This window comes from Ilumatobacter nonamiensis YM16-303, from assembly GCF_000350145.1.
GTDB classification, from domain to species: domain Bacteria; phylum Actinomycetota; class Acidimicrobiia; order Acidimicrobiales; family Ilumatobacteraceae; genus Ilumatobacter_A; species Ilumatobacter_A nonamiensis.
The window spans coordinates 1-5,624 of record NZ_BAOL01000316.1 but is presented as its reverse complement, the minus strand read 5'-3'; the positions used below and the strand labels follow the sequence as shown (position 1 = coordinate 5,624).

5 protein-coding genes are annotated in these 5,624 nt (G+C 67.1%); all 5 read left to right on the top strand.

All coding sequences use genetic code 11. From position 1 onward, the window contains the following. On the top strand, positions 1 to 964 hold a 964-nt coding region (locus tag ON45_RS20300), incomplete at its 5' end, for an ABC transporter permease subunit (protein WP_040496551.1). A gap of 2 nt (positions 965 to 966) precedes the next feature. Next, on the top strand, positions 967 to 1,827 hold the full coding sequence (locus ON45_RS20295) for an ABC transporter ATP-binding protein (protein ID WP_083915206.1): 861 nt from the start codon (positions 967 to 969) through the stop codon (positions 1,825 to 1,827). Then, positions 1,824 to 2,600 carry an ABC transporter ATP-binding protein gene (locus tag ON45_RS20290; RefSeq protein WP_051063491.1) on the top strand — a complete coding sequence of 259 codons (777 nt, stop codon included), beginning with the start codon at positions 1,824 to 1,826 and terminating at the stop codon, positions 2,598 to 2,600. The genes ON45_RS20295 and ON45_RS20290 overlap by 4 nt, the downstream gene beginning before the upstream one ends. Before the next feature lie 54 nt (positions 2,601 to 2,654). Continuing rightward, positions 2,655 to 4,733, top strand: a complete 2,079-nt coding sequence (locus tag ON45_RS20285; protein WP_040496549.1) for an ABC transporter permease — start codon at positions 2,655 to 2,657, stop codon at positions 4,731 to 4,733. Between the two features lie 7 nt (positions 4,734 to 4,740). After that, a complete protein-coding gene (locus ON45_RS20280) occupies positions 4,741 to 5,580 on the top strand; it encodes an SDR family oxidoreductase (RefSeq protein WP_051063490.1) in 840 nt (279 codons plus the stop codon). Positions 5,581 to 5,624 lie beyond the last annotated feature (44 nt).

The following is a 5,624-nucleotide window of genomic DNA, read 5'->3' as shown; positions in this document are numbered from 1 at the left end:
GCGCCGCACCGGGATCGGTCGACGATTCCTGGCGGTCCGTGACAACGAGCGTGCGGCTGCTGCGGCCGGGATCAACGTCGCTCGGACCAAGCTGCTCGCCTTCATGCTCAGCTCCGGCATCGCGGGAATCGGCGGCGTGATGCTCGGCTTCAAGCAGGTCGAGGTGTCCTCGGCGAACTTCCTCTACGGCTTCAGCCTGTCGGTGCTCGCGTTCGCGTATCTCGCCGGCATCACGTCGATCAACGGAGCGATGGTCGCCGGCATGCTGCTGAGCGCAGGGGCGCTGGTCCCGACCACGTCGAACTACTTCTTCGCCGGCACCAACATCGACAACTACCTCGCCCCGCTCGGTGGCATCGGCATCATCGTCACCGCGATCATCCACCCGGAAGGGGTGGCGCCGTTCTTCGGGGAGGGGATGAGACATGCAGGGGACTGGATCGTGCACTCCGTCCCCGGCTTGGAGACGATCCGTCGCAACTACCGCGGCGCCCGTGGTGTGTTGGTGAAGGTGGTCCTCGCGTCGGCCGTCGTCGGCTTCGCGTTCCTCGTCTACAACATCCGGTTCACCGACATCATCGAGTTCCAGATCCTGATCTGGGTCGCGATCGTCTACCTCGCGCTCCTGGCCTTCGCCCGCTTCCTCGGTCCGCTCTCGCCGACGTTCCCCGAGGCCGGATCGCAATGGGTCAGTTGGGCCAAACGATTCGGTCCGACGGCGGTGGTGGGCGCCATCCTCGGCTACCTCGTCTGGCCGTTGCGAGTCGACACGTACGATCAGTTCTGGATGCCGTTGTACGGAGCGGCTCTGGCATTGTTCGCTCGGAGCATCTATCGCATCATCCGCTACGGACGACCCAGCGGCGACGATGATTCGGGTCCGCCACACCACGATCTCGACGACATGGACCACCTCGACACCCTTCCCGCCCACGAGGGCGAGCACGCACCGGAGATGATCTGACCATGGCACTGCTCGAAGCACGCGGACTCAGCGTCAACTACGGCGGTCTGTACGCCAACCGCGACATCGACCTCGATTGTCACACCGGCAAACTCGTCGGGCTGATCGGACCCAACGGTGCCGGGAAGACGACCTTCATCGACGCGATCACCGGGTTCACTCCGGTGTCGGAGGGGAAGGTGACCTTCGATGGCGTCGACCTCGCCGGGTTGAGCCCCGACAAGCGGGCCAAGATCGGGTTGACGCGCACGTTCCAGTCGCTGGAACTGTTCGAGGATCTGACGGTTCGCGACAACCTCATGGCCGGGGCCGAGCGAGCGCAATGGCACTCGATCATCACCGACGTGTTGATGCCGGGACGCAATGAACGGCAGTACAGGGAGCAGGTCGACTGGGCACTCGACATCATGCGCCTCACCGACCGCGCCGACACGCTGCCGAGCGATCTCAGCCACGGGCAGCGCAAGCTGATCAGCGTGGCCAGAGCCCTCGCAGCGAAGCCCAAGCTGGTCTTGCTCGACGAGCCGGCAGCCGGTCTCGACACCGCCGAGAGTCAACTGCTCGGAGCACACCTCCGCGAGTTCCTCGACCACGACATGAGCCTGTTCCTGATCGACCACGACATGGGCCTCGTGCTCAACGTGTGCGACTACATCTACGTTCTCGACTTCGGTGAGATCATCGCCGAGGGAACGCCGGCCGAGGTCCGGGCCGACCCTGCCGTCATCTCGGCGTATCTGGGCGAGAGCGCCGGAGAGTCTCAGGCATCGAGCGGGGCGACCTTCGGCGGACAGCAACAGACCGGCGACATCGCCGGGGCGATCGACGACATCATCCACGACGTGAGCGAGGAGACGCGATGAGCACCGACACCAACTCCGACACGGGAACCGGCGCCGCTCCCGGCGGCGAGGATCTGCTGATCGACGTCCGTGGACTCCACACGGGCTACGGCGGAATCCCGGTCGTGCGCGACCTCGACCTCACGGTCGGCCGCGGCGAGGTCGTTGCGCTGCTCGGACCGAACGGGGCGGGCAAGACGACCACGCTGTTGACCCTGTCGGGGCTCTTGGCGCCACTGCAGGGTGAGGTGACCGTGCTCGGCGAAGCCGTCGACGGCAACAAGCCGCACACCATTCCCCGGCGCGGGCTCGCGCATGTGGCCGAGGACCGCTCGCTGTTCTTCGATCTCACCGTCGACGAGAACATCCGCCTGGGTCTGACGGGCGACCGTGGCTCGCGCAAGGCAGCGTACGAACGGGCGATGGACCTACTACCCGCCCTCAAACCGCTCGGCGGTCGTCAAGCCGGTCTGCTCTCGGGTGGCGAACAGCAGATGCTCGCGGTCGCCCGCGCACTGGTGTCCGAACCGAAGTGTCTGCTCGTCGACGAGATGAGCTTGGGACTCGCGCCGATCATCGTCGAGCGACTGTTGCCGATCGTACGCGACATCGCCGACCAGACCGGTTGCGGCGTCCTGGTCGTCGAGCAGCACGTCCACATGGCGCTCGAAGTGGCCGACCGCGGATACGTGCTGAACCACGGTGAGGTGCTCCTCGCCGGCACGGCGGAGGAACTGTTGGCCAACCGGGGTGTGCTCGAGGCGAGCTACCTCGGCGATGCCGCACTGCACTGAAGCGGAGCGACACGCAACGGGACCGGCCCGTGACGTGACGCAGGCGGTCGCGCGGTGAGCGACTGGCCCTTCTACGCGTTGCTCGGCGTCGGGACCGGGGCGCTCTATGCGGCGTTCGCGATGAGCGTCATCATCACGTACCGGGGCAGCGGTGTCGTCAACTTCGCGGTCGGGGCGATGGCGATGATCCCGGCGATGGTGTTCGCCGAACTCCGAGCGAGCGGCGATCTGGTGATCCCGATCGTCGGCTTGCCGAACCGCTTCCGACTCGGCGACCCGATGAGTTTCGTTCCCGCAGCCGCGCTGGGGATGGCGGTCGGTCTGATCGTCGCGGCGGTCATCTACGTGGTGGTGATCCGCAGCCTGCGGTCGGCGCCACCGGTGACCATGCTGGTGGCCACGGTCGGACTGACGCTCGTGCTGCAGGCGCTCGCCACCCGCGGCTTCGGCAACGTCACGCTCCGCGTGTCGTCGATCCTCCCCGACGACGTCATCTCGCTCGGTGGTCGCCCGTTCCCGGTCGATCGACTGTGGCTGCTCGTCGCGGTGTGCGTGCTCGCGCTGGGCGTCGGTGTGGTCGAGCGTTTCACCCGATTCGGTCTGGCGACTCGCGCCGCGTTCCTCAACGAGAAGGGCGCGATCCTGCTGGGACTGAACCCGACCCGGATCGGTCTCACCAACTGGTTGTTCGCTGCCGCGCTCGCCGGATCGGTCGGAATCGTCGGATCATCGCTCGGCGGCGTGAGCCCGTTCACGTTCAGCCTCTTCGTCGTGCCGGCACTCGGCGCCGCGCTGGCGGCACGGCTCCAGTCGATCTCCGTTGCGGTCGGGGCGGCGGTCGCGATCGGCAGCTTCGAGGCGATCGCCGTGCACATCGTGGCGCAGCAGCAGGTGCCGCGCTTCTTCCTGGGTGGGATCAGCGCGCTGGTCCCGTTCGTGGTGATCGTCGGGGCGTTGATCCTCGTCGGCAAGCGATTGCCGAATCGCGCGGCGATTCTCGAACGCGCGCAGGTTCCCGTCGTGCTCGCGAGAGCCGATGCGCGCGTCTGGGCGCTGACGCTCGCAATCGCGCTCATCGTCGTGGTCTCGGGCGACCCCACGGTGCGGTTCGCAGCACTCCAGACCATGTTCGTCGCGACGTTGCTGATGTCGATCGGGGTGCTCACCGGTCTGATCGGCCAGGTCTCGCTCGCCCAACTGGCACTCGCCGGGTTCAGCGCGTTCATGCTGTCTCGCTTCGATGGTCCACTGGGCTTCCCGCTCGCGCCGATGGCTGCGGTCGCCGTGACGATCGTCGTCGGAACGTTGGTGAGCATTCCCGCGCTGCGCGTGCGCGGCGTTCAGTTCGCGATCGTCACCTTCTCACTCGCGGTCGTCTTCGACGAGCTGCTGTTCCGGAGCCCGACGTTCGTCGGGCGCGGCGGGATCGCACAGGTGGACGCGCCGAGCATCGGCGGTTTCGAGTTCGGCATCTTCGACGGTGAGCAGTTTCCGGCGCGTGTGTTCGGAGTGGTGATGTTGGTCGTCACCGCGCTGTGTGCGGCGGTCGTCCAGGGCGTGCGGCGTGGACCCCTCGGCCGACGGTTCCTCGCGGTGCGCTCGAACGAGCGGGCGGCGGCCTCCGCAGGGATCGATGTGGCGCAGACCAAGGTCCTCGCGGCAGCGATCGCGTCGCTCCTCGCAGGCGTCGCCGGGCTGATGTTCGCCTACAAGGCAATGACGTTCAACGGTGGTGGCCTGAGCGCGCAGGATGGTCTGTTGGTGCTGGCGCTCGGCTACGTCGGTGGCGTCGGCTCGATCGCCGGCGCCGTCGTGGGCGGGATCCTGGCTCCTTCCGGCCTCTTCATCGTCGTCATCCTCGGCGGTGGTTCGTCGCCCGATCAGTTCCTGATCACCGGCATCGCACTCGTCCTGGTCGCCATGAAGTTCCCGCAGGGGATCGCCGGTTCGTGGCAGATGCTTCGGAGCCGCATCGAGAGTCAGCGCCAGCGTGACGGGTCGGATCCGCCAGGCCACGAGACGAGGGAGGCTCCGGTGGTGATGGTGGAAACGGCGCGCACGGTCGAGCCGGGCACACGATCGGGAACGTCGGGTGTGTCCGAATCGTCCGGCGCCACCGGGTGGCGTCCATGATGGTCCGATGACGTCTCCTGCTTCCTCGCCTGGCGATTCGGTCGCTCGTTCACCCGGCTCGGCGATCTTCGTTCCCGACCTCCTCGCGGGTTCGACGGCGCTGGTCACCGGTGGTGGAACCGGGCTCGGTCGAGCGATCGCCGAGGGGCTGTCCGCAGCGGGCGCCGACGTCGTCATCGCCGCACGTCGCCAGGAGGTTCTCGACGAGGCCGCAGCGGAGATCACCTCGGCGACGGGGAATCAAGTCGTCACCGATCTGGTCGACATCCGTGATCGGGCGAGTGTCGAAGCTCTCGCCGGGCGGCACGACGTCGACATCCTGGTCAACAACGCCGGTGGACAGTTCCCTCAGGAAGCGCGTCGGTTCAGTCCGAACGGCTGGAACAGCGTCGTCGATCTCAACCTGAACGCAACGTGGTCGATGACGCAGGTGTTCGGCAACCAGATGCTCGATGGCGGCGGTGGGGTGATCATCCAGATCGTCGCGATCGTCGGCCGCGGCATCCCCGGGATCGCGCACAGTGCCGCCGCCCGTGCCGGCGTCATCGAGTTGGCCAAGACGCTGGCGTTCGAGTGGGGACCGAAGGTGCGCGTCAACTGTGTCGCTCCTGGCGCGTTCCGCACCGACGGCTGGGAGAAGACGTATGACGAGGAGGTCGGCAACGACATGTCCGCTGTCCCCCTCCCGTACCCGGGCCGCCCGAGCGACATCGCCAACTCGGTGGTGTTCCTCGCATCGCCCGCAGCCGCGTACGTGACGGGGGAGTGCCTGTACGTGGACGGCGGTCACGCGCTCCACGGCCCGATCAGCGCCCTCCCACCCGGCGCCTACTCGACCCGCCCCTGATCGTCGACCAACCAGCGTTCTCGTGAACAGTTCGCGCACGGAGC

Coding starts and splice junctions, on each gene's coding strand:
- ON45_RS20295 (WP_083915206.1), top strand. CDS start 967: ATGGCACTGCTCGAAGCACGCGGACTCAGCGTCAACTACGGCGGTCTG.
- ON45_RS20290 (WP_051063491.1), top strand. CDS start 1,824: ATGAGCACCGACACCAACTCCGACACGGGAACCGGCGCCGCTCCCGGC.
- ON45_RS20280 (WP_051063490.1), top strand. CDS start 4,741: ATGACGTCTCCTGCTTCCTCGCCTGGCGATTCGGTCGCTCGTTCACCC.